The sequence below is a fragment of the Acidimicrobiales bacterium genome, from assembly GCA_035630295.1.
GTDB lineage: Bacteria > Actinomycetota > Acidimicrobiia > Acidimicrobiales > Iamiaceae > Iamia.
Window position 1 is genome coordinate 25,448 of record DASQKY010000051.1, and the last position, 19,003, is coordinate 44,450.

Annotated in this window: 13 protein-coding genes; 4 read left to right on the plus strand and 9 right to left on the minus strand. The window is 74.4% G+C overall.

What is annotated here, in order from left to right; genetic code table 11:
- Positions 1 to 3: 3 nt before the first annotated feature.
- The 4 genes from VEW93_14260 to VEW93_14275 are packed head-to-tail and all read right to left on the minus strand — an operon-like array spanning position 4 to position 5,903.
- The gene (locus VEW93_14260; GenBank protein HYI62952.1) at positions 4 to 954 is read right to left on the minus strand and encodes an amidohydrolase family protein; all 951 of its coding nucleotides are present in this window, start codon (positions 952 to 954) and stop codon (positions 4 to 6) included.
- Between the two features lie 32 nt (positions 955 to 986).
- Positions 987 to 1,451: a hypothetical protein gene (locus VEW93_14265; protein HYI62953.1), complete on the minus strand. Its 465-nt coding sequence runs from the start codon at positions 1,449 to 1,451 to the stop codon at positions 987 to 989.
- Positions 1,452 to 1,494: 43 nt separating this feature from the next.
- A complete protein-coding gene (locus tag VEW93_14270) occupies positions 1,495 to 5,271 on the minus strand; it encodes a multifunctional oxoglutarate decarboxylase/oxoglutarate dehydrogenase thiamine pyrophosphate-binding subunit/dihydrolipoyllysine-residue succinyltransferase subunit (protein HYI62954.1) in 3,777 nt (1,258 codons plus the stop codon).
- Positions 5,272 to 5,327: 56 nt separating this feature from the next.
- A complete protein-coding gene (locus tag VEW93_14275; protein HYI62955.1) occupies positions 5,328 to 5,903 on the minus strand; it encodes an acyltransferase in 576 nt (191 codons plus the stop codon).
- A gap of 108 nt (positions 5,904 to 6,011) precedes the next feature.
- Between VEW93_14275 and ettA the strand changes: the two genes are divergently transcribed.
- Positions 6,012 to 7,691: an energy-dependent translational throttle protein EttA gene (ettA, locus tag VEW93_14280; GenBank protein HYI62956.1), complete on the plus strand. Its 1,680-nt coding sequence runs from the start codon at positions 6,012 to 6,014 to the stop codon at positions 7,689 to 7,691.
- Between the two features lie 205 nt (positions 7,692 to 7,896).
- Here the strand turns inward: ettA and VEW93_14285 are convergent, their stop codons facing one another.
- The gene (locus VEW93_14285) at positions 7,897 to 9,984 is read right to left on the minus strand and encodes a DUF5054 domain-containing protein (GenBank protein ID HYI62957.1); all 2,088 of its coding nucleotides are present in this window, start codon (positions 9,982 to 9,984) and stop codon (positions 7,897 to 7,899) included.
- Positions 9,985 to 10,100: 116 nt separating this feature from the next.
- On the opposite strand from VEW93_14285, the gene VEW93_14290 reads away from it, so the two are divergent.
- A complete protein-coding gene (locus VEW93_14290; protein ID HYI62958.1) occupies positions 10,101 to 12,134 on the plus strand; it encodes a glycoside hydrolase family 36 protein in 2,034 nt (677 codons plus the stop codon).
- 74 nt (positions 12,135 to 12,208) lie between these two features.
- Positions 12,209 to 12,604: a hypothetical protein gene (locus tag VEW93_14295; GenBank protein ID HYI62959.1), complete on the plus strand. Its 396-nt coding sequence runs from the start codon at positions 12,209 to 12,211 to the stop codon at positions 12,602 to 12,604.
- On the opposite strand, the gene cysC is transcribed toward VEW93_14295, so the two are convergent.
- The 3 genes from cysC to cysD are packed head-to-tail and all read right to left on the minus strand — an operon-like array spanning position 12,601 to position 15,358.
- Positions 12,601 to 13,182, minus strand: coding sequence for an adenylyl-sulfate kinase (cysC, locus tag VEW93_14300; protein HYI62960.1), 582 nt, complete (start codon positions 13,180 to 13,182; stop codon positions 12,601 to 12,603). The two genes, VEW93_14295 and cysC, sit on opposite strands and share 4 nt — an antisense overlap.
- A 2-nt stretch (positions 13,183 to 13,184) precedes the next feature.
- Complete coding sequence (locus VEW93_14305) at positions 13,185 to 14,432, minus strand: GTP-binding protein (protein HYI62961.1); 1,248 nt, start codon at positions 14,430 to 14,432, stop codon at positions 13,185 to 13,187.
- Positions 14,432 to 15,358 (minus strand): sulfate adenylyltransferase subunit CysD, encoded by a 927-nt coding sequence (cysD, locus tag VEW93_14310; GenBank protein ID HYI62962.1) that lies wholly within the window; start codon positions 15,356 to 15,358, stop codon positions 14,432 to 14,434. Before cysD ends, VEW93_14305 begins: the two co-directional genes overlap by 1 nt.
- A gap of 86 nt (positions 15,359 to 15,444) precedes the next feature.
- Here cysD and VEW93_14315 point away from each other — a divergent pair, with 86 nt between their 5' ends.
- Positions 15,445 to 16,221, plus strand: coding sequence for a 3'(2'),5'-bisphosphate nucleotidase CysQ (locus VEW93_14315; protein ID HYI62963.1), 777 nt, complete (start codon positions 15,445 to 15,447; stop codon positions 16,219 to 16,221).
- Here VEW93_14315 and VEW93_14320 read toward each other — a convergent pair.
- Entirely contained in the window at positions 16,208 to 18,928 is a 2,721-nt protein-coding gene (locus VEW93_14320) for a SpoIIE family protein phosphatase (protein HYI62964.1), read from the minus strand. The two genes, VEW93_14315 and VEW93_14320, sit on opposite strands and share 14 nt — an antisense overlap.
- Positions 18,929 to 19,003 lie beyond the last annotated feature (75 nt).

Consider the following 19,003-nt stretch of genomic DNA (forward strand, 5'->3'; position numbering starts at 1 on the left):
CGGTCAGGACGGCGGGTCGGGCGGGGCCGCGGGCGCGATGGAGAACACCCGGGCCGCGTTGTCGCGCAGGAACAGGGGCCAGACGTGGTCGCGGAACGGCACCGACGGCAGCTCCGAGAAGATGCGGTCCAGGGTCAGGCCCGAGGCGTAGTAGCCGGCGTAGAGCACCTTCTCAGCCCCGCGGGTGTTGGCGAAGCGGACGATGTCGTCGGGGTAGTAGCGGGGGGCGAAGGCGCTGGTCGAGTAGTGGAGCCCGGGGTACTTGAGCAGCAGCTTGACCATGAGCTCGGTCCACGGGTCGGCGCCGTGGCGCACCACCACCTGGAGCTCGGGCCAGAACCAGCACACCTCGTCGAGCAGCATGGGCAGCTGGGGGGCCATGGGGATGCGGGGCCCGGGCACGCCGGCGTAGACGATGATCGGCCGCCCGATCTCGATGCACTTGGCGTAGATGGGCCACATGCGCTTGTCGTCCAACGGCACCTGGGGGATGCAGCCGGTGCCCCAGCAATGAACGGCCTTGAGCGAGTCGCCCCACTCCTCCACCGCGGCATCGATGGCCCGCAGGGCCCCCATCCCTTCGTTGGGGTCGACGTCGAGCATCCCGGCGAAGTGCTGCGGGTGCTCGCGCACGGCCCGGCGGGAGTGCTCGTTCTCGTGCACGCCGACCACGAAGGTGGAGATGCGGTGGCGGGCCATCTCCCCCAGCACGGTGCGCACCGGGTCGTCGACCTCGTCGCCCTCGAAGGTGGGGACCCCCTTGAACATGTACTGGGCCGGCATCTCCATGGCCTGGGTGCCCTCGTCGTTGGCCAGGGCCCGGATGCGGTCGTACTTGGCCGCCTGCTTCTCCCGGGTGTCGGGCATGGCCAGGAAGGTGTCGATGACCCCTCCGGCCTGGGCCGAGGCGAAGGCGGAGCCGTCGAGGGCCTGGTCGGTGGCGTCGTCGGTCACGGCGCCGACCCTACCCCGAACTGGAACACGTTCTACTTCTCCCGGGACCGGGTCCACGACGGGCGATCGTCGGCCGGGGCGTCGGGGTCGGCCAGGTCCAGGCCCACGTCCAGCCGGCCCAACAGGTCGCCCAGCTCCCCGGCACTGGCCACCGAGGCCCGGTGGGCGAACCACAGGAACGGGATCCACGGGATCCAGCGCAGCCGGCCGCCGTCGCGCCGGATCAGCACCACCCCCCGGCGCATGCCCCCGGGGCCGGCCCGGTCGACCTCCACCGCGGCCACCTCGGCCCAGTCCACGACCTGGGTGGTGCGCATCCAGCGCACCTCCACCCCCTCGGCGTCGGCCACCGCCCGAGCCGTCCAGCCCAGGTACGCCAGCGAGCCGGCCCAGGCCGCGCTGGCCAGCCCCACCAGGCCCAGCACGCCGTCGCCCAGGACGGCGGCGGCCAGCGCCAACGGGACGGTGACCGCGGCCAGCAGGCCGATGACCCGCAACGGCCCCCGGGGTGGGCGGGCCTCGACCCGCCCTCGGTCGGGGTCAGAGGCCCTCGAAGGCACGGGCCAGGATCTCCTCCTGCTCCTGCACGTGGATGGCGTGGCTGCCCCCCGCCGGCGAGCCGGAGCCGACCCGGGACACCTCGCGGTAGGTCGTGCCCTCGGGCACCAGCGGCCACAGCCGCTCGCCCACGAAGGAGCGGGGGCCCATGTTGTCGGGCTCCTCCTGGAGCCACACCACCTCGGTGGCCCCGCCGTACTGCTGCAGCAGCTCGCGGATGCGCCGCCGCGGGAAGGGGTAGAGCTGCTCCAGCCGCACCACGGCGGCGGGCACGCCCAGCTCGTCCCGCTTGGCCAGGGCGTCGTGGCTCACCTTCCCGCTGCAGAACACCACCCGCCGGACGGCGTCGGCGTCGGGGACGCCCGGGTCGTCGAGCACCTCGTGGAACGAGCCGGAGAGGAGGTCGCCCACCGACGACCGGGCCGAGCGGGCCCGCAGCAGCGACTTGGGCGTGAACACCACCAGGGGCTTGCGCACCTCCTGGTGGATCTGGCGCCGCAGCAGGTGGAAGTACTGGGCCGAGGTCGAGGCGTTGGCCACCTGCATGTTGTCCTCGGCGCACAGGTTCAGGAACCGCTCGATGCGGGCCGAGGAGTGCTCGGGGCCCTGGCCCTCGTAGCCGTGGGGCAGGAGCAGGGTCAGGCCCGAGCGCTGGCCCCACTTGTCCTCGGCGGCTGAGAAGTACTGGTCCAGGATGATCTGGGCGCCGTTGACGAAGTCGCCGAACTGGGCCTCCCACAGCACCAGGGTGTCGCTGGCGATCACCGAGTAGCCGTACTCGAAGCCCACCGCCGCGTACTCCGAGAGCAGCGAGTCGTAGATCCAGATCTTGCCCTGCTCGGAGCTCAGGTGGGCCAGGGGAGCGTGTTCGGCCCCCGTCTCGTAGTCGACCAGCACGCTGTGGCGCTGGGAGAAGGTGCCCCGGCGCGAGTCCTGCCCGGCCAGCCGGATGTTGGTGCCCTCCAGCAGCAGCGAACCGAAGGCCAGGGCCTCGGCCAGGGCCCAGTCCACCTCGCCCCCCTCGAACATCTGGTCGCGGGTGGCGAACTGCTTGGCCAGCTTGGGGTGGACGGTGAAGCCCTCGGGCCGGGTGGACAGCCCCTGGTAGACTCGGTCGATGACCCCGGAGCCGACGCCGGTCTGCACGTGGGGCAGCACGCCCCGGGCCGGGGCCGGCGGCCTGGCCCGCACCTCGGTCTCGGGGGCGTGGGAGCGGGTCTCCTCCAGGGCCCCGGCCAGCTTCCCGGAGAAGTCGTCGAGGGCGGCCTCGGCCTCCTCCATGCTGATGTCGCCCCGCCGCACCAGGGCCTCGGTGTAGAGCTTGCGCACCGAGCGGCGGGCGTCGATGCGCTTGTACATGAGGGGCTGGGTGTAGCTCGGGTCGTCGCCCTCGTTGTGGCCGTGCCGGCGGTAGCAGACCATGTCGATGACGACGTCCTTGCGGAAGCGCTGCCGGTAGTCGTAGGCCAGGCGGGCCACCCGCACGCAGGCCTCGGGGTCGTCGCCGTTCACGTGGAAGATGGGGGCCTGCACCATCTTGGCCACGTCGGTGCAGTACTCCGAGGAGCGGGCGGCGTCGGGCGGGGTGGTGAAGCCGAGCTGGTTGTTGATGATCAGGTGGATGGTGCCGCCCACCCGGTAGCCCTTGATGCTGGACAGGTTGAGGGTCTCGGCCACCACGCCCTGGCCGGCGAAGGCGGCGTCGCCGTGGACCAGCACCGGCAGCACCGAGAAGGCCCGGGGGTCGTTGATGACGTCCTGCCGGGCCCGGGCCATGCCCACCACCACCGGGTCCACCGCTTCCAGGTGGCTGGGGTTGGCGGCCAGCTCGACGGTGATCTCGTGGCCCAGGCGGGAGGTGAAGGTGCCGGTCTGGCCCAGGTGGTACTTCACGTCGCCCGAGCCCTGGGTCGAGTCGGGGTCGATGTAGCCCTCGAACTCGGTGAACAGCTTGTCGAGCGACTTGCCCACGATGTTGGTGAGGACGTTCAGGCGCCCCCGGTGGGCCATGCCGATGATGGCCCCGTGCAGGGCGAAGGAGGCGGCCCGCTCCAGGATGGCGTCCAGGATGGGGATGGCCGACTCCGCCCCCTCGATGCCGAAGCGCTTCTGGCCCAGGTACTTGGTGCCCAGGAACTTCTCGAAGGCCTCGGCCGCGTTGACCCGGTCCAGGATGTGGCGCTGGTCCTCGGGGGGCAGGAACGTCGAGGCTCCCTCCACCTGCTCCTGGATCCAGGCCTTCTCGTCGGGCTCCTGGATGTGCATGTACTCGATGCCGATGCGGCGGCAGTAGGCGTTGCGGAGCACGCCCAGGATGTCGCCCAGGACCATGCGGTCCTTGCCGGCCAGGCCGTCGGTCAGGAACTCCCGATCGAGGTCCCAGATGGTGAGCCCGTAGCTGGCCGGGTCCAGCTCGGAGTGCATGTGCGGCTCCTTGGCCGCCAGCGGGTCGAGATCGGCGATCAGGTGGCCCCGGACCCGGTACATGTTGATGAGGGTCTGGACGTGGATCTGCTTCTGGAGGGTCGACTCCTCCTTGTCCACCGGGTTGGTGTCCTGCAGCCACCGCACCGCCTCGTACGGCACGCCGATGGACCGGAAGACACCGTCGTAGAAGCCGTCCTCGCCGGTGAGCAGCTCGTGCACCCGCTTGAGGAACAGGCCCGACTCGGCGCCCTGGATGATGCGGTGGTCGTAGGTGGAGGTGACGGTCATCACCTTCGACACGCCCAGGTCGGCCAGGGCGGCCCGATCGGCGCCCTGGAAGGCGGTGGGGAAGTCCAGGCGGCCCACGCCCACGATGGCGCCCTGGCCGGGCATGAGCCGGGGCACGGACTGGACCGTGCCGATGGTGCCGGGGTTGGTGAGGGTGACGGTGGCTCCGGCGAAGTCGTCGGGCGAGAGCTTGCCGGTGCGGACCTTGCGGATCATGTCCTCGTAGGCGGCCCAGAAGCCGGCGAAGTCGAGCGTGTCGGCCCCCCGGATGACCGGCACCAGCAGGGTCCGGCTGCCGTCCTTCTTCTCCAGGTCCACGGCCAGGCCCAGGTTGACGCGCTCGTTGCTGACCTTGCGGGGCGTGCCGTCGGGGCCCTCGACGAACGTGCCGTTGAGGGCGGGCACGGCATCGGCGATGGCCCGCACCACGGCGTAGCCGATGAGGTGGGTGAAGCTGACCTTGCCACCCCGGGTGCGGGACAGGTAGCCGTTGATGACCTTGCGGTTGACCTCGAGGAGCTTGGCCGGGACCTCGCGGAAGCTGGTGGCGGTGGGGACGCCCAGGCTGGCCTCCATGTTGGCCACGATCCGGGCCGCCGCCCCCCGCAGCGGCTCGCCGCGAGGCGCGGGGGCCGGGGCGCCCCCGGCCTCCTTGGCGCCGTCGGCCTTGCCCCCGGACCCCTTGGCCCCGGACCCCTTGGCGCCGGACCCCTTGGCGCCGTCCCCCTTCGGCCCGTCACCCTCGGCCGTGTCGGCCTTCTTCAGGACCGTGGTGCCGGCAGGCGCCGGCGGGGCCTGGGCCGAGGCCCCGTTGGCCGGGGCCTCGGAGGGGGCGGCAGCGGTGCCGGAGGCGTCGGCGCCCCCGGACCCGGAGGCGGCCGGCGCCTCGGAGCCGGCCGGCCCGGCGGGCTGGTAGCCGGAGAAGAACTCCCGCCAGCTCTCGCTCACCGACGACGGGTCCTCGGCGAAGCTCTCGTACATCTCGTCCACCAACCAGGCGTTGGGGCCGAGGGTGTCGGACGGCGGTGCGGTGTCCTCAGGCATCGGGGCCGAGCCTACCGACCGTCCCCACCCGCCCGAGGGGGGCGGTCCGGCCCTGGTCAGGGGTGGTTGGCGGCGGACCCGGGGCTCAGGTCACGGACCCGGCGGGCCGGCACCCCGGCGTAGAGGCCGCCCGGCTCGCAGTCGGCGGTGACCACCGCTCCGGCCGCCACCACGCACCCGTCCCCCACCGTCACCCCGGGCAGGATGCTGGCCCGGGCCCCGATCCAGACCCGGTCGCCCACCGTCACCGGGGCGTGGCGGGAGCGCCGGTCGTAGCCGCCGTCGTCCCGCAGGTCGTGGGTCATGCCGAACAGGCCGACCTGGGGGCCGAGGTTGCAGTCCCGCCCGATCCGCAGCCGGCCCCGGCCCACGTCGAAGTAGCACTCGCCGTTCACGAAGGTGCCGGCCCCGATGACCACGTCGGTGCCGGTGAAGCGGGAGCCGGGGAGCAGGTTGGCCCCCAGGGCCCGGATGCCGGCCGCCCGGTAGACGACCACCCGCCCGGCCCGGGGCATCCACACCGCCCCGCCGACGGCGTTGACCACCAGGTGCCGCACCATGATCCGCAGGTCCACCCGCAGGCTCTCGACCAGGCTGGCCCACGGGTTCCGTCGGGCACGCGTGCCGCTCATGTCCGGCTCTCCTCTCGCCCGTCCACCATGGCACAGCCGGCCGGCGGCACCGGGCCCGCCCGGCGGCCTACGGCGCTGCCGGCGGCGACCGGTAGCGTCGTCCCCCTCATGAGCAGCGCGCAGTTCATCTACACGATGCACAAGGTGGGCCGGTTCCACCCGCCCGACAAGGAGGTCCTGAAGGACATCAGCCTGTCCTTCTACCCGGGGGCCAAGATCGGCGTCCTGGGGGCCAACGGGGCCGGCAAGTCGTCGCTGCTGCGGGTCATGTCCGGCGTCGACCAGGACTTCACCGGCGACGCCCGCCTCACCCCCGGCTTCTCGGTCGGCCTGCTGGAGCAGGAGCCCCACCTGGACGAGGCCAAGGACGTGAAGGGCAACGTGATGGACGGCGCGGCCGAGGTGGCCGGGCTGCTGGCCGCCTACGACGCCTGCCTGGCCAAGTACGCCGACCCCGACGCCGACTACGAGAAGATCGGCGAGGAGCAGGCCCGCCTGGAGGCCGAGATGGCGGCCAAGGGGGCCAACGGCCTGGACCGCACCATCGAGGTGGCCATGGACGCCCTGCGCCTGCCCCCCGGCGATGCCGAGGTCACCACCCTGTCCGGCGGCGAGCGGCGCCGGGTGGCCCTGTGCCGCCTGCTGCTGTCGTCGCCCGACCTGCTGCTGCTGGACGAGCCCACCAACCACCTCGACGCCGAGTCGGTGGCCTGGCTGGAGCGCTTCCTGCGCGACTACGCCGGCACCGTGGTGGCCATCACCCACGACCGGTACTTCCTGGACAACGTGGCCGGTTGGATCCTGGAGCTGGACCGGGGCCGGGGCCTGCCCTTCGAGGGCAACTACTCGTCGTGGCTGGAGCAGAAGCAGGCCCGCCTGGCCCAGGAGGACAAGGCCGACAGCAAGCGGTCCCGCACCCTGGCCCGGGAGTTGGAGTGGGTGCGCATGGCCCCCAAGGCCCGCCAGGCCAAGGGCAAGGCCCGCCTGGCCGCCTACGACAAGCTGCTGGCCGAGGCCAAGGAGGCCGAGGGCCGGGGCGGCGACCTGCAGATCACCATCCCGGCCGGCGACCGGCTGGGCGACAAGGTCATCGAGGTCTCGCACCTGTCCAAGGGCTACGGCGACCGGCTGCTCATCGACGACCTCAGCTTCTCCCTGCCCAAGGCCGGCATCGTGGGCGTCATCGGCGGCAACGGCGTGGGCAAGACGACCCTGTTCCGCATGCTGACCGGGGCCGAGGAGCCCGACTCGGGCACCGTCGAGGTTGGCCCCACGGTGCAGCTGGCCGACGTGGACCAGAGCCGACAGAGCCTGGATGCCGACAAGACCGTCTACGAGGAGATCACCGGCGGCCGCGACGACATGGTCATCGGGGGCCGGTCGGTCAACGGCCGGGCCCACGTGGCCTCGTTCAACTTCAAGGGCTCGGACCAGCAGAAGCTGGTGGGCGTGCTGTCCGGGGGCGAGCGCAACCGCGTCCACCTGGCCAAGGTGCTCTCCGAGGGAGGCAACGTCCTCCTCCTGGACGAGCCCACCAACGACCTCGACGTCGACACCCTGCGAGCCCTGGAGGACGGCCTGGAGTCGTTCCCGGGCTGCGCCGTGGTCATCAGCCACGACCGCTGGTTCCTGGACCGCATCGCCACCCACATCCTGGCCTTCGAGGGCGAGAGCCAGGTCCGGTGGTTCGAGGGCAACTTCAGCGAGTACGAGGCCCAGCGCCGCAAGGAGCTGGGCGCCGCCGCCGACCAGCCCCACCGCATCAAGTACAAGCCCCTGGCCCGCTGATCGGCGCCGGGCCGATCGACGCCGGATCCCCTCGGACGAGGGGCCCCGGTCCGGCGCCCCGCCACAGGAGGACGCACCCAGCACGCCGACGACGTCTGGCGCTACGCCCGACGTCGGTGCCCGTCGGCCGAGGCCGCCGACGACGTCCTGGCCGAGACGTTCGCGGTGGCCTGGCGGCGCCGGGCCGGGCTCCGCCTGACGGTCGTCAGGGGGCGGCCGGCTCCCAGGCCACCGCGAAACGGAATCGGGCCGCTCCCTCGGACCACATGGGGAAGTTCGTGCCCCACACGTTGTCGTGGAGGCCGACCCACACCCCGGCGGCCAGGTCCAACGGACCGGCGTCGGGGTCGAGCAGTCGGGGCTGGCCCGGCGCCACCAGCGGGGCGTCGAGGGTGCGGAGGGCCACGGTGCCCTCCACGCTCGGCCATCGCACCCCCTCCCCCACGGCGTGGAGGTGGCGGCCGCCGCCGGGCACCACGTCGAGGGGCGACACGTCCTGGCCCAACTTGTCCAGCACCATCGCCTCCGGGTCGACGCCGGCCGGCCGCCACCCCAACCAGGTCGCCTCGGGGAGCCGGTTGGCCGGCTTGCCCTCCCACCGCAGCTCGACGCCCAGGGTCGAGGGCCCCTCGTCCGGGGTCGCGTCGGTGAGGACCAGCGCCACCTCGGCCGGTGCCCCGGACCGGGTGACGGCCTCCTCCGGCAGCCGGGCCCGCACCACGAGGGCCTCGACCCGTCGAGCGCCGGGACCGGTCGCGACCGGATCCTGGCCACCGGCCGCAGGCCCACCGTCTCGGGCCGACCAGCGGCGGCCGACGTGGACGGTGCCGACCTCGGGCTCCCACCAGGCGGAGACCGCGCCGGACGTGTCGATGCCGGGCTTGGTGTTGTCCTCCACCGCCCACCACTCGTCCTCGGGCCGGGCACGCACGTAGGCGGCCCGGTAGCGGGCGTAGTCAGCACCGGAGAAGGCCTGGTGGGCCAGCAGGCCCAGGGGGTGGGACGTGTCGGCCAGGACCCGGCCCGTCACCCGGTCCCGCAGGTGGGCCACGGCGCCGGTGACGGGATCGACACCGACCTCCCAGCACCCGAGCACCACCGGCTCGCCGGGCGGCACCAGCTCCCCGGCGGCGTAGGCCGGCACCGGGGAGCGCAGGGCGGCCAGGGTGGAGCGGGCCGAGCGGCGCAGGCCCTCGCTGTCGATGGCCTCCACCGCGGCCTCCACGTAGGCCCGCTGCTCGGCCCACGACGCCTCGTAGGCCCGGGTCCGCGGCTCGGCCCGCAACCCGGGCAGGTCGGCCCGTCCCCACCGCTCCCGGTCGGGCAGGTGGGTCTTCTCGTCCAGGCCCCAGGTGTGCTCGGCCACCAGCAGCAGGTTCTCGTGGAAGACCCGCAGGCGCGAGTCGTCGGGGGCCACCATGCCGGCCGCGGCCCACGACCGGCGCAGGCGCAGCAGCTCCCGGAAGGCCGCCACCTTCTGCGGGTCCGAGCCGGCCCCGTGGATCCAGGTGTCGCCGATCTCGGCCGTCACCACCGGCAACCCGGCCACTGCGGGGCGCAGGGCGGCGGCGAAGGCGTCGAGGGTGGAGGCCCGCACCTCGGCGCCGGGCACCCGGGCCCGTAAGGCCGCGAACGAGGCCACCACCTCGTCGATCGACGGGGGGCCCAGGTTGTCGCCGGTGTGGGCGAAGGCCAGCCGGTCCGGGCACCCCGGCACCTCGGTGAGGTCGCCGTAGCCGCCGGGTTGGTAGACGACGGTGACCTCGGAGCCGTCGGGGGCCTGCCACCGGAAGCAGGCGGGCACCTCGGGCACGGTGGCCACCGGGTTGACCCCGACGTGGAGGAGCTCGACCCCGGCCCCGGCCAGCAGGGGCACCAGACCCCGGGTGTGGCCGGGCACGTCGGTCAGCTTGGCCGCCACCGTGCGGCGCCCGAAGCGGTGGTCGAGGCGGGCGGCGATGGCCAGGCCGGCCTCGACCAGGCCCGGGTCGCACAGCTCGGTGTGGGTGGTGAAGGGGAGGGCGTGCCAGGCCAGGTCACCGGCCTCGATGGCGGCCTCGGCCGCGGCCCGCCCGGCCGGGTCGGCCCGCTCCAGGAACGTGTGGACCAGCCACGACCCGGTGGTCCACACGAAGCGCTCGGCCCCGCCCCGGGCCCGCAGCTCGGCCCCCAGGGCCAGGGCGGCGGGGATGAAGCGGTCGACGTAGCCGGCCACCACCTCGGCGGCCGGGGCGGTGAAGCCCACGTCCAGGTGGGTCTTGGCCACCAGGTGGACCACGGGCGCCTCGCTCACCGGCCCAGCCTCGCGCCCCGCGACCCGCCCCCTTCGCTTCTGAGGCGCCAGCGCGCACGATCACGTGCTCTGGCGCCTCAGAAGCGAGCCGCCCGAGGGCGGTAGCGTCGGCCCGTGTGAGAGCCGAGGCCCGCGACGGCGCCGTCGACCTGGTCGGGGACGTGGCCACCCTGCGGGCCACGCGGCCCCGGGTGACCTACCGGGTGGAGGGCCGGGCGGCCGAGCTGGCGCCCACCGCCCTGGACGGCCCGCCCGACGGGCCGTGGACGGCCGAGGACGACCACCTCCGCGTCGTCCTGTCGACCCGCCCGGCCCCGGGCCCGGCCCGGGGCCTGCTCCTGCGGCTGGCCGTCACCGTGCTCGGCGACCTCCCCGTCCGCCTGGACGACACCACGGTGCTGGCCGCCGGCGGACCCTCGGGCCTGCAGCTCGGGGCCGGGCCGGGGTCGTGGTCGCTGTACCGCAACGGCTGGAGCTCGTGGTCCAACGCCCGGTCGTTCCGCATGGACGAGGCCGACCCCGACCCCTGGCTCTTCGCCATCCGCCGCACCACCGTCGACCCCGGGACCCCCCGCGGCGGGGAGCCGGGCCGGTTTCGCAGCGAGCTGGTGGCCGGCCTGGCCGACCTCGACGGCGGGGGCGGCCTGGTCCTGGGCTTCGTGGGCGGGGCCCGCTGCCTGTCGGTCATCGACCTGGCCGTCGACCTCCCGGCCGAGGGCGGTGCCACCCGGGCCGAGCTGGCGACCCTGGCCGCCACCTGCCGGTTCGACGGGGCCACGGCCGAGCCCGGCACCACGCTGGCCACCGAGGACCTGCTGGTGGCCGACGGCCCCGACCCCGTCGACCTGCTGGAGGGGTGGGCCGCGGCCCTGGGGGCGGCCCAGGGGGCCCGGGTCCCGGCCCGGCCCCCGCACGGCTGGTGCTCCTGGTACTACCACTACTCCAAGGTCACCGAGGCCGACGTGCGGCGGGCCCTGGCCGCGGCCGACACCGTGGCCGCCGGTGTGCCCCTGGGCTACGTGATGGTCGACGACGGGCACCAGATGGCCATCGGGGACTGGCTGGCCACCAACGGCAAGTTCCCCTCGGGCCTGGCCGCCCTGGCCGCGGACATCCGGGCCACCGGGCGCGACGCCGGCCTCTGGCTGGCCCCCTTCCTGGCCGACCACGGCAGCGACGTGGCCCGGGCCCACCCCGAGTGGCTGCTGCGGGACGAGGCCGGCGACCCGGTGACCGCCCTGTGGAACCCGACCTGGAACCGGCGCCACGGCCAGTGGGTCCTGGACTGCACCCGACCCGACGTGCAGGCCCACCTGGAGGAGGTGGCCCGCACCCTGGCCGTCGACTGGGGCTACCGGGTGCTCAAGTTGGACTTCTGCTACGCCGCGGCCCTGCCCGGGGTGCGCCACGACCCGGCCTCGACCCGGGCCCAGGCCCTGCGGGCCGCCCTCGACGCCGTCCGCCGGGGGGCGGGCCACGACGCGCTGCTCGTCGGCTGCGGCCTGCCCCTGGGCCCGGCGGTGGGCGTGGTCGACGGGATGCGCGTCGGCACCGACGTGGCTCCCACCTGGGGCGGCCGGGTGACCCGGTGGGCGTTCAGCGACCAGGGCGGCCTCAGCACCCGCATCGCCATGCGCAACACCGTGACCCGAGCCTTCCTCCACGGGCACCTATGGGCCAACGACCCCGACTGCGTGATGGTCCGCACCGACCGCACCCGCCTGACCGAGGCCGAGGTCCGGTTCCTGGTCGCGGCGGTGGCCCTGACCGACGGGATGATCGTCTCGTCCGACCAGCTCGACCTGGTGCCTCCCGAGCGGCTCGACCTGTTGCGCCTGGCCCACGAGCTGTCCGGGGGCCACTGCCGGGTGGTGGACCTGTTCGCCCGGTCCGAGCCCGAGCGCCTGGTCTCGACCAAGGCCGACGAGGTGCTGGTCGGCCACCTCCACTGGGGCGACGCGCCGGCCGCGGTCACCGTCACCCTCGACGGCCCGGAGTGGGACCGCCTGGGCCTCGCCCGGCCCGACGAGGTGGTCGAGGCCCTCACCGGTGCCCGACTCCCGGTCCGGGGCACCCGCGTCGACCTGGGCGTGCTCGACCCCCACGACGCCCGCATCCTCCGCCTGCCCCGCCGAGCCCCCTCCGTGTGACACGGGGGTTCCGGGGTAGGGCCGCCGAGGACGACCTGGTCGCCACGGCCCGTCCCTGACGCTGCGGAGGTCCGATGTCCGGCATCGCCATCATCACCGAGGCCTGCATCGACACCAAGGACCGAGCCTGCGTCGACGTGTGCCCCGTGCAGTGCATCTACGAGTACGACCCGACGGGCGGCGTCCTGTTCTCCGAGGAGGAGGCCGGGAACGGGACCGTCGAGAACACGCACGCCCCGGATCCGGACGCCATCGCCGTCTTCGCCGACAGCATCCTCTACGTGAACACCGAGGAGTGCACCTCCTGCACGGCCTGCTACCAGCCCGACGTGTGCCCGGTGGGCGCCATCTACCCGGAGGAAACCCTCCCCGACGGTTCGGCGCGGGCCCGGTACAACGCCGAGGACCCCCACCAGGGCCACGATCACACGTTCTTCGCCGCCCACACCCGGGCCGTCTTCGCCGACTAGAGCAGAGGCGTCAGGCGGGCCAGGACGGCGGCGGCCTGGGTGGCGGGGTCGCCGTCGGCCGGGGTGAGGCGCAGCTCGGGGGCCTCGGGGGCCTCGTAGGGGTCGTCCACCCCGGTGAAGCCGGTGATCTCGCCGGCCCGGGCCTTGGCGTAGAGGCCCTTGGGGTCGCGCTGCTCGCACAGCTCGATGGGGGTGTCCACGAACACCTCCACGAAGGGCACCCCGGCCGACGTGTGGGCGGCCCGGGCCCGGGCCCGGCCGGCCCGGTACGGGGAGATGAGGGGGACCAGGGCCACCACCCCGGCGTCGGCCAGCAGAACGGCCACCGCGCCGGCCCGGCGCACGTTCTCGTCCCGGTCGGCGGCCGAGAACCCGAGGTCGGCGTTGAGGCCGTGCCGCAGGTTGTCGCCGTCCAGGCGGTAGGCCGGTCGCCCCTGGGCCACCAGCAGGCGCTCCAGGGCCACGGCCACGGTCGACTTGCCCGACCCCGACAGGCCGGTCAGCCACACCGTCGCCCCCCGGTGGGGCCGCTCGTCCCGGCCCACCTCCCCGCCGTGCCAGGTCACGTCGGTGGACACGGCTAGAGGATCATCCCCGCGGCAACCGTCGCGTTGGTGTTCTCGTCGATGAGGATGAAGCTGCCGGTGGTGCGGTTGCGGCGGTACTCGTCGCAGAACAGCGGCAGGGTGGTGCGCAGGGTGACCCGGCCGATCTCGTTGAGCGACAACTCGGTGGCCGCCTCGTCGCGGTGCAGGGTGTTGACGTCCAGCCGGTACTGCAGGTCCTTGACCAGGGCCCGGGCCGACCGGGTGGTGTGCTTGATGCCCAGCTTGGAACGGGGGGCCAGGGTGGAGGCCTCGCCCATCCAGCACACCATGGCCTCGACGTCCTGGGTGGCGCGGGGCTGGTTGTGGGGCCGGCAGATCATGTCCCCGCGGGAGATGTCGATCTCGTCGGCCAGGGTGATGGCCACCGACATGGGGGCGTAGGCCTCGTCCACCGGGCCATCCGCGGTGTCGATGGAGGTGACGGTGGAGGTGAAGCCCGAGGGCAGGACCAGGACCTCGTCGCCGGGCTTGAACGTCCCCCCGGCCACGGTGCCGGCGTAGCCCCGGTAGTCGTGGAGCTCGTTGGAGTAGGGCCGCAGCACGTACTGGACCGGGAACCGGGCGTCGATCAGGTTCCGGTCGCTGGCGATGTGCACCTCCTCCATGTGGTGGAGCAGGGAGCTGCCCTCGTACCAGTCCATCTGGGTGCTGCGGGAGACGACGTTGTCGCCCTCCAGGGCCGAGATGGGGATGGTGGCCAGGTCGGTGATGTCGAGCTTGGCCGCGAAGTCGCGGAACTCGTCCGCGATCTCCCGGTAGCGCTCCTCGCTCCAGCCGACCAGGTCCATCTTGTTGACGCACAGCACCAGGTGGGGGATCTGCAGCAGCGAGGCCAGGAAGGCGTGGCGCCGGGACTGCTCGACCAGGCCCTTGCGGGCGTCCACCAGCACCAGGGCCAGGTCCGCGGTGGAGGCCCCGGTGACCATGTTGCGCGTGTACTGGATGTGCCCGGGGGTGTCGGCGATGATGAACTTCCGCCGGGGGGTGGCGAAGTAGCGGTAGGCCACGTCGATGGTGATGCCCTGCTCCCGCTCGGCCCGCAGCCCGTCGGTCAGCAGGGCCAGGTTGGTGTACTCGGCCCCCATGCGCTGGGAGGTGGCCTCGACCGCCTCCAGCTGGTCCTCGAAGATGGCCTTCGAGTCGTACAGCAACCGCCCGATCAGCGTCGACTTGCCGTCGTCGACCGATCCAGCCGTGGCCAGGCGGAGGAGCTCGCTCATCAGAAGTAGCCCTCTTTTTTGCGGTCTTCCATGCCGGCCTCGCTGATGCGGTCGTCGGCCCGGGTGGCACCCCGCTCGGTGATGCGGGTGGCGGCCACCTCGGCGATGACCTCGTCGATGGTCGAGGCGGTGGAGTCGACGGCCCCGGTGCCGGTGGCGTCGCCGATGGTCCGGAAGCGGACCGAGCGGACCTCCACCTCCTCGTCGTCGCCCACGGTGATGTGGCGGGTCACCCCGATCCACATGCCGTCGCGGCGGACGACCTCGCGCTCGTGGGCGAAGTACAGGTCCGGCAGGCGGACCTCGTCGGCCCCGATGTACTGCCAGATGTCCAGCTCGGTCCAGTTGCTGAGGGGGAAGACCCGGATGTGCTCGCCCTTGTGGTGGCGGCCGTTGTAGAGGCTCCACAGCTCGGGCCGCTGGTTCTTGGGGTCCCACTGGCCGAACTCGTCGCGGAAGCTGAACACCCTCTCCTTGGCCCGGGCCTTCTCCTCGTCGCGCCGGGCCCCGCCGAACACGGCGTCGAACTCGTGCTCCTCGATGGCCTCCAGCAGCACCGGGGTCTGGATGCGGTTGCGGCTGGCGCCCGGACCCCCCGGGTCGACCACCTTGCCGGCGGCGATGGCGTCCGGGACCGAGGCCACCACCAGGCGCAGGCTGTGGCGCTCGGCCTCGGCGTCGCGGAAGGCCAGCACCTCGTCGTAGTTGTGGCCGGTGTCGATGTGCATGACCGGGAACGGCAGGGGGCAGGGCCAGAAGGCCTTGCGGGCCACGTGGAGCATCACCGCCGAGTCCTTGCCCCCGCTGAACAGCAGCACCGGCCGCTCGAAGGTGGCCGCCACCTCCCGGACGATGTGGATGGCCTCGGCCTCCAGGGCGCGCAGGTGGGAGAGCCGGTAGTGCGGCGTGGCGGTGCGGGACGACACGGCTGGCGAGCGTAGCGGGACCCTCCGGGAGGCCCCGACCCCGTCCGGCGGCCGGCCCCCCGGCCCCGGAGGGCCAGACTGGCCCGATGCCCCCCTCCCCCGCCGCCGACGGCGCCCCCCTGGCCACCGCCGCGGACCACCGCCTGGCCGTCGACATGGCCGACGACGCCGGGCGGCTGCTCCTGGCCCTGCGGGAGGAGCTGGCCGGCGCCGACGCCGCCACCCTGAAGCGGGAGGGCGACCGGCGCAGCCACGAGCTGCTCATGGCCCGGGTGGCGGCGGAGGCCCCCGGCGACGCCGTGCTCTCCGAGGAGGGCGCCGACGAGGCGGCCCGCCTGGGGGCGGCCCGGACCTGGATCATCGACCCCCTCGACGGCACCCGCGAGTACGGCGAGCCGCCCCGCGACGACTGGGCCGTGCACGTGGCCCTGGTGGCCGGCGGGCAGCCCGTGGCCGGGGCCGTGGCCCTCCCGGCCCAGGGCGTCACCCTCTCCACCGCCGAGCCGGCGGCCGGGCCCGGCCCCGTGCCCGACCAGCCCCGGGTCATCGTCAGCCGCAGCCGCCCGCCGGCCGTGGCCCTGGCCGTGGCCGAGGCCCTGGGGGCCCGCCTGGTGGAGATGGGCTCGGCCGGGGCCAAGGTGGCGGCCGTGGTGCGGGGGGCGGCGGATGTCTACGCCCACGCCGGGGGCCAGTACGAGTGGGACAGCTGCGCCCCGGTGGCGGTGGCCACCGCCGCCGGCTTCCACGCCTCCCGCATCGACGGCGCCCCCCTGGCCTACAACCGCCCCGACCCGTGGCTGCCCGACCTCCTGGTCTGCCACCCCGCCCTGGCCGAGCAGGTCCTGGCCGTCACCCGCCGCTGAGCCCGGGGACCCGGATGACGACGACGGCGATGTCGTCGGCCGCCGCCGCCGGGTCGCGGAAGTCGTCGACGGCCCGCACCACCCGGTCGGCCACCTCGACCGCCGAGCCGGCCCCCGCGGCGGCGCGCAGGGCCTCCATCAGGCGGTCCTCCCCGAACTGGTGGGGCCCCTGGCGGGCCTCGGTGACGCCGTCGGTGTAGAGCACCAGGGCGTCGCCGGGGTCGAGGTCCAGGTCGACCTCCTGGAGGGGCGGGTCGGGCAGCACCCCGAGCAGGGTGCCGGCGGCCTCGACCCGCTCGATCCGGCCGTCGGCCCTGACCAGGATGGGCCGGGGGTGGCCGCCGCACGACACGGTGGCCTCGGCCCGCCCCGGGCCGGGCCGGAGGTGGACCAGGGCCGCGGTGGCGAAGCGGGTGTCGTCGATCTGGTCGAGGATGGCGTCGTTGGTGGCGGCCAGCACCGCGGCGGGGCCGTGGGGCCCGTCGCCGGCGGCCAGGCCCGGCGCCACGGCCCGCAAGGTGTGGCGGAACAGGCCGGTGACGGCCGCCGCGGCCGGGCCCTTGCCGCACACGTCGCCCAGGACCACGCTCCAGCCGGCGGCGGTCTCGAACACGTCGTAGAAGTCGCCGCCGATCTCGATGCCGGCCTCGGCCACCCGGTAGCGGGCCCCCAGGTCGATGCCGGGGATCTCGGGCAGGGCCGGGGGCAGGAGGGTCTGCTGCAGGGCCCGGGCCACCTCGGAGCGGGAGTCGAACAGGTGGGCGGTGTCGATGGCGGTGGCCGCCCGCCCGGTGATGTTCTCGACCAGGGCCTGGTCGTCGGCCTCGTAGGACCGCTCGCCGGTGGCCACCAGCGTGATGCCGCCCAGGACCCGGCCCCGGGCCACCAGGGGCGCCACCAGGGCCGAGCGGGGGGCCAGGGTGCGCAGGAGCCGCAGGTGGTCGCCGTCGACCGCCGCGGCCTGCAGGTCCTCGTCGGTGATGTCCTCCACCCGCTCCGAGCGACCGGTGCGCATGGCCCGCCGCACGCTCCAGATGCCGTCGCCTCCGGCCCGGCGGCGAATCTCCCGCATCTCCCGCACCAGGGGGACCTTGCCCGGCTCGACGTGGACGATGGCCGTCTCCCGCAGGCTCCCGTCGTCGTCGAGGGCGTCGAGGATGCACCAGTCGGCCACCCGCGGCACCAGCAGCGAGGCCAACTGGTCGTAGACCCCCTGCGGGTCGAGGGTGGAGGCCAGGATGCCGCTGACCTCGGCCAGGAGGGCCAGCCGCTCCCGCGACGCCTCGGCGGCCAGGCGGGCCTGGTGCTCCCGCTCCAGGAGCTTGAGCTTGACGTCCTCCATGAGGTGGCGCTCGGTCACGTCCGAGGCGACGCCGATCATGCGCAAGGGGGTGCCGTCGTGTGACGCCACCACCCGGCCCCGGGTCTCGACCCAGCGCAGCTCGCCGTCCGGGCGGACCAGCCGGAACTCGTCGTGGTAGTCCCGCCCGGTGCGGGCCGCCTCCACCAGCCCGACCCGGACCCGGTCGCGGTCGGGCTCGGGCACGGCGTCGAGGACGGTGACCCCGGTGCGGTCGCTGGTGCCCGGCTCCAGCCCGGCGATGGCCTCCAGGCCCGCCGACCAGGTCACCTGGCCGGTGGCCACGTCCCAGTCCCAGGTGCCCAGGCCCCCGGCCTCCAGGGACAGGTCCAGGCGGGCGAGGCTCTCGCGCTGGCGACGGGAGGCCAGTCGCTCCTCGGTGACCTCGGCGAAGATCAGCCCGGCGCCGAACAGCACGCCGTCGGCCCGACGGATGGGGAAGGCCGTGACCTGCCAGTGGCGGCGGTGCCCGGGCTCGCCGGTGCGGATCTCGGCCGGCGCCGCGGCCTGGCCCCGGTCCAGCACCTGGGCCACGAGGGCCTCGACGCCCGCGGCCACCTGGGGCACCAGGTCGTGCAGGGGCCGGGGCAGGGCCGGGTCGTCGCCGTCGGCCGGCGAGGGCCGGGGCGCGGTGTCGTCCATGGCCCGGAGGGCGTCGTTGTGGTGCAGCACCCGGCCCCCGGTGTCGACCACCGCGGTGGCCACCGGGGCGTGGGCCAGGAGGGTGTCGAGCACGGCCCGCACCCGGAGGCGTTCGCCCTGCTCGGCCTGGGCCCGACGGGCCAGCCGGGCCGTCTCGGCCAGCAGGGCGCACTCGGCGGCCAGGCTCTCCAGGGCCGTCACCTCGGCGGGGGTGAAGCTGCCGGGGTCGGCCGACATGAGGGCCAGGACCCCGACGGGGCGGTCGCTGGCCACCAGGGGCAGCAGCACCCCGCTGCGCAGGCCGAGCCGGCGCCACAGCTCCCGCACCTCGGGGCTGGGGGCCATGGCCGCCAGCTCGGCCGCGGTGGAGCGCGACACCGCGGCCCGCCGGGTCCGCAGCGGCTCGGCCATGAGGTCGGCGGCCACCGGGTCGACGCTCTCGGCCGCCATGAGCCGCTCGATGAGGGGGGCCGCGGTGGGGTCCCGGTGGTGGGCGGCCACCCGCTGGAGCGACCCGTCGGGCTGGACCAGGTGGACGGTCCCCCAGTCCGAGAAGGCCTCGACCACCAGCTCCAGGAGGCGCTGGGTGGAGCCCGTGGCCTCGGGCGTGGCCGCGAAGGCGGCGGCCACCCGGGCCGCCAGCGCGGAGGGATCGACGGCCGCCGTCATGGTGGCCTCGCCCCCCACGTCGTGCCCCGGACCCACACGGCGACTGTACGCCCTCGGCCCCGGGACCGGGGCCAAGGCCGGGGCCGCGCTCCGCCACGACGCCGGCACCCG

Excerpts from the sequence above, each read along its gene's own strand:
- VEW93_14270 (HYI62954.1), bottom strand. The coding sequence starts at position 5,271 with ATGCCTGAGGACACCGCACCGCCGTCCGACACCCTCGGCCCCAACGCC.
- VEW93_14315 (HYI62963.1), top strand. The coding sequence starts at position 15,445 with ATGCCCCCCTCCCCCGCCGCCGACGGCGCCCCCCTGGCCACCGCCGCG.
- VEW93_14305 (HYI62961.1), bottom strand. The coding sequence starts at position 14,432 with ATGAGCGAGCTCCTCCGCCTGGCCACGGCTGGATCGGTCGACGACGGC.
- VEW93_14295 (HYI62959.1), top strand. The coding sequence starts at position 12,209 with ATGTCCGGCATCGCCATCATCACCGAGGCCTGCATCGACACCAAGGAC.
- VEW93_14275 (HYI62955.1), bottom strand. The coding sequence starts at position 5,903 with ATGAGCGGCACGCGTGCCCGACGGAACCCGTGGGCCAGCCTGGTCGAG.
- ettA (HYI62956.1), top strand. The coding sequence starts at position 6,012 with ATGAGCAGCGCGCAGTTCATCTACACGATGCACAAGGTGGGCCGGTTC.